The organism is Streptococcus sp. k-378 (genome assembly GCF_013277505.1).
GTDB lineage: Bacteria > Bacillota > Bacilli > Lactobacillales > Streptococcaceae > Streptococcus > Streptococcus pseudopneumoniae.
On record NZ_VMNC01000102.1, the window covers coordinates 1 to 4,857 of the forward strand.

Below are 4,857 nucleotides of genomic sequence, written 5' to 3' on the forward strand. Positions count from 1 at the left end.
AAGTCAGTAACCATACCTAAGGTAAGGCGACGCTGACGTGGTTTGAAGAGTATTAGCGCTAATTTTTAGGGCTTTTACCTGATTTTTAAAGACTAGCAAACTTTTCTGCTGATTTTCATGAAGAGCCTTCGCTTTTATGGTAAAATAGTAACAGAATAAAAGAGGAGAGAAACAATGAAACGTAGTATGTATGCTGGTCGTGTTCGTGAGGAACACATCGGACAAGAAATAACCTTGAAAGGATGGGTAGGCCGTCGTCGTGACCTTGGTGGTTTGATCTTTATCGATCTTCGTGACCGTGAAGGAATTATGCAGTTGGTTATCAACCCTGAAAAAGTCTCTGCCGAGGTCATGGCAACAGCTGAAAGCCTTCGTAGCGAATTTGTTATCGAGGTGACTGGTCAGGTCGCTGCGCGTGAGCAAGCCAATGATAAGTTACCAACTGGTGCAGTTGAGTTAAACGTGACAGCTCTGACAGTGCTTAATACAGCTAAGACAACCCCATTTGAGATTAAGGATGGGATTGAGGCTAATGACGATACGCGTTTGCGTTACCGTTACCTTGACCTTCGTCGCCCAGAAATGTTGGAAAATCTTAAACTTCGTGCTAAGGTGACCCACTCTATCCGCAACTACTTGGATGAGTTGGAGTTTATCGACGTGGAAACACCATTCCTTTCTAAGTCAACACCAGAAGGGGCGCGTGACTATTTGGTACCGTCTCGCGTCAATAAAGGGCATTTTTACGCCCTTCCTCAAAGTCCACAAATCACGAAACAGCTCTTGATGAATGCTGGTTTTGACCGTTATTACCAAATCGTTAAATGTTTCCGTGATGAGGACTTGCGTGGAGACCGCCAGCCTGAGTTCACTCAGGTCGACTTGGAAACGTCTTTCCTTACGGAGCAAGAAATCCAAGATATTACAGAAGGCTTGATTGCGCGCGTGATGAAAGAAACAAAAGGCATCGAAGTAACGCTACCATTCCCTCGTATGAAATACGATGATGCGATGGCTCTTTACGGTTCTGACAAGCCAGATACCCGTTTTGACATGTTGCTTCAGGACTTGACAGAAGTGGTCAAGGGTGTTGATTTTAAAGTCTTTTCAGAAGCACCTGCTGTAAAAGCCATTGTGGTCAAAGGAGCTGCGGACGACTATTCACGTAAAGACATCGACAAGATGACGGAAGTAGCCAAACAGTACGGTGCCAAAGGTCTTGCTTGGGTTAAGGTTGTTGATGGAGAATTAAATGGACCAGTTGCCAAGTTCTTGACTGGCATCCAAGCAGAATTGACAGCAGCGCTTGCGCTTGAGGATAAGGATTTGGTTCTCTTTGTGGCAGATACGCTTGAAGTGGCGAATGCAACTCTTGGTGCCCTTCGTGGACGTATTGCCAAAGAGCTTGGCTTGATTGATAATGATAAATTCAACTTCCTTTGGGTGGTTGACTGGCCAATGTTTGAATGGTCTGAAGAAGAAGACCGTTACATGAGTGCCCACCATCCGTTTACTCTTCCACAGGAAGAAACAGCTCACGAATTAGAAGGTGATTTGGCTAAGGTTCGTGCCATTGCTTACGATATCGTCTTGAACGGTTACGAACTTGGTGGTGGTAGTCTTCGTATCAACCAAAAAGACCTTCAAGAACGCATGTTCAAGGCTCTTGGTTTCTCAGCCGAAGAAGCAAATGACCAGTTTGGCTTCCTTCTTGAAGCCATGGACTATGGTTTCCCACCACACGGTGGCTTGGCTATCGGGCTTGACCGCTTTGTCATGCTCTTAGCAGGAGAAGAAAATATCCGTGAAGTCATTGCCTTTCCTAAGAACAACAAGGCAAGTGACCCAATGACACAAGCTCCATCAACAGTAGCACTCAAACAACTAGAGGAACTCAGCTTACAAGTAGAAGAAGATGAAACAAGCAAAACGAATTAAGCGGTGGCGCTATTATCTGCGCCGCTTTGCTTATCAGATAAAAATTTTACGTGTCTTACAAAGCATCTCTCGCGAAAAATATGATGAGAAGATTTCGGCCTCTCTGGTCTATGGTTTTTTATCAGCAGTAGCAGTTAATTTTTTTTTCCAACCAGGGCATGTGTATTCGAGTGGTGCAACAGGTATGGCACAGATTATCTCTGCCTTGAGTAATCACTGGTTTGGTTTTCATATTCCGATTTCGCTAACCTTCTACGCCATTAACTTCCCTTTGATGGTCTTGGCTTGGTATCAGATTGGCCATAAGTTTACTGTCTTTACCTTTATCACGGTGTCTATGAGCTCCTTCTTTATCCAGTTTGTCCCTGTGGCAACCTTGACGGAGGATCCCATTATCAATGCCCTTTTTGGGGGTGTTGTTATGGGGTTGGGGATTGGTTTTGCTCTTCGCAACAATATCTCCAGTGGTGGGACGGATATCGTCAGCCTGACTATTCGCAAGAAAACAGGTAAGAATGTTGGTAGTATTTCTCTCTTGGTAAATGGGACCATCATGCTGATAGCAGGTTTGACCTTTGGTTGGAAATACGCTCTCTACTCTATGATTACCATCTTTGTCTCTAGCCGTGTAACAGACGCTGTTTTTACCAAGCAAAAACGCATGCAGGCTATGATTGTGACCAATCATCCAGATAAAGTAATTGAGAAAATCCATAAAAAATTGCACCGCGGAGCAACCATGATCCATGATGCAGAAGGAACCTATAATCACGAGAGAAAGGCAGTTCTAATCACTGTCATTACACGTGCAGAGTTTAATGAATTTAAACAGATTATGACACAAGTGGATCCAAGCGCCTTTGTCTCTGTCTCGGAAAATGTTCATATTCTAGGAAGATTTGTTGAGATAGATAATTAGTGACCAAAAAAACCAGCGTGAGCTGGTTTTTATTTTTCTATAATTTTATGGGCAATCAACTGGCGGTAACAAATTTGTTTATTGCTTTTAGCATCGTTGATAATCTGAAGAATCGTTTCAAATGATGTTTGACCAAGTTCTAGGCTATTGATATCGACATAGGCTGCCAAGTTGAGCTTGGGATTAACCGAGTCAAAGCTGAGAACAGGGACATTCAGCTGGTGTTTGGCAATATAGTTACAAACACCTTCAGCTAGGAGGCTATCGGTTGTGATGATAGCATCAATTTGTGGATCGTGCTTGAATAATCGCTTGCTAAATTTATAGCCCTTTTCTTCCAGAAACTCGTCGGCAAAGTAGATGCGATTGTTGTCAGTGGTCAGTTTGTAATGCTTAAGCGCCTGTTCATAGCCTGTTAAACGGTCTTTGGTCACGAAGAGCTTTTTACTTCCTCCGATAAAGGCAATGCGTTTGCAGCCTTTTTTGATGAAATATTCAGTCGCATCAAAACCAGCTTGAACATTGTCGTTGTCGACAAGTGGGATGAAAGGAGATAGAGATTTACCTAAGATAAGGAAGGGGAACTGTTCTTCTGCTACGAGTTTGACGAGGGGATCTTCTTCTTGGGCATAGAGAAAGATTAGCCCATCTACACGCTTGCCGTAGACCATTTGTGAAATAGCGTTGAGACGCTCCTTTTCATCTTTTCCTGTTGCTATCTGAATGGCATAGTGGTTTTCAGATGCGACTTGAGAGATGCCACGTAGAACCGATGGAAAGAAAGGATTCTGGTAGAAGGCGTCTGAGTCATCAGGAAGAACCAAACCAATCACCTGAGTGTAGCTGCTTACCAAGCTACGAGCGTTGAGGTTGGGGTGGTAATTGAGCTCCTTCATAGCCTTGCGAACGCGTTTTTTTGTTTCGTCGCTAATGGTTGATTTATTTTGAATAACACGGGTTACGGTTGAAGGCGAAACACCAGCAGCCTTGGCCACGTCTTTAATCGTAACGGGCATAAAAATCTCCTATTTATGGTAATTTGGATCACGGAAATGTGTTTTATAAAAGATAGTGACCAGATACAGAACAAAAAGAATATTTTGTACAGTAATCAGGGTTGTCATATTTTGGGCAAATAATCCCAAAATAAGTGTAATCAGAGTCGGCAATCCTAAACAGTTCAAGATAAAGTGATAGCACTCTTTAAAGGTTCTAAATGAAAAGAGGCGTGATTTCTTAGTGATATAAAGGAGAAGACTAGCTCCTAGAGAGACGATAAAGAAATTCAAACCAAAGAGGAAGCTGGCACCGAGAACTAGGAAGAGACTGATATAGACACGATTTTGTTGGTACCAGTCTTTAGAAATTGCTTGGGTCAAGCTGTCTTTGCTTTTGAAACTCTCAGTCTGAATGGCTCGGTAAGAGATGCGGGTCAGTTCCTTGCTTTCCTTGCTGATGACTAGCTCATTTGTATCGAAATGCAGTTGCAAGTCTTTAGGTAATTCCTTGCTTTGGCTTGGACCAATCACAAGAGAAGGGGCTTGATTGGCAGTTCCTGTATAAGTTAAGTTGCCATCGACAATTGTAGCATGTTCAGAGAGATCCTGGACAACCTCATCTGTCAGAGGTTCATAGACATTATCGATAAAAGTTTCTAGCGGATAGGTCTCCTGGGAGCTGTTTTGGATGGCAATGGGTACCATAGACAAGCTGATAAGGAAGATACTGGTAAAGAGTAGTTGAAACCAGTTGAGTCCGAAACGTTTGGACAGGGGCTTACGAAATCCCCAAATACTTGAAAAATAGGAAAATGGATATGGAAGCATGGGTATCTTTCTAAAAGGTGTTTTCTATATGAGTATTATATAGTTAAATTCGCTTTATTTCAAGTCTAGGAGAAAAATTGCTTGTTGTAAGGACATTACTTACAGTAACAATCGTTAATACTTAATGAAAATCACAGAGCAAACTAGGAAGCTAACCACAGGTTGCTCAAAACA

General features: G+C 42.6%; 4 protein-coding genes. 2 read left to right on the plus strand and 2 right to left on the minus strand.

What is annotated here, in order from left to right:
- The first annotated feature begins 174 nt into the window (after positions 1-174).
- Positions 175-1,938, plus strand: coding sequence for an aspartate--tRNA ligase (gene aspS / locus HT719_RS09475; protein WP_100104299.1), 1,764 nt, complete (start codon positions 175-177; stop codon positions 1,936-1,938).
- Positions 1,916-2,857, plus strand: a complete 942-nt coding sequence (locus tag HT719_RS09480; RefSeq protein WP_000806293.1) for a YitT family protein — start codon at positions 1,916-1,918, stop codon at positions 2,855-2,857. The genes aspS and HT719_RS09480 overlap by 23 nt, the downstream gene beginning before the upstream one ends.
- Before the next feature lie 29 nt (positions 2,858-2,886).
- On the opposite strand, the gene HT719_RS09485 is transcribed toward HT719_RS09480, so the two are convergent.
- The gene (locus HT719_RS09485) at positions 2,887-3,873 is read right to left on the minus strand and encodes a LacI family DNA-binding transcriptional regulator (RefSeq protein ID WP_023939941.1); all 987 of its coding nucleotides are present in this window, start codon (positions 3,871-3,873) and stop codon (positions 2,887-2,889) included.
- Positions 3,874-3,882: 9 nt separating this feature from the next.
- Positions 3,883-4,683, minus strand: a complete 801-nt coding sequence (locus tag HT719_RS09490; RefSeq protein WP_172929014.1) for a DUF1189 domain-containing protein — start codon at positions 4,681-4,683, stop codon at positions 3,883-3,885.
- Between the last annotated feature and the right edge of the window lie 174 nt (positions 4,684-4,857).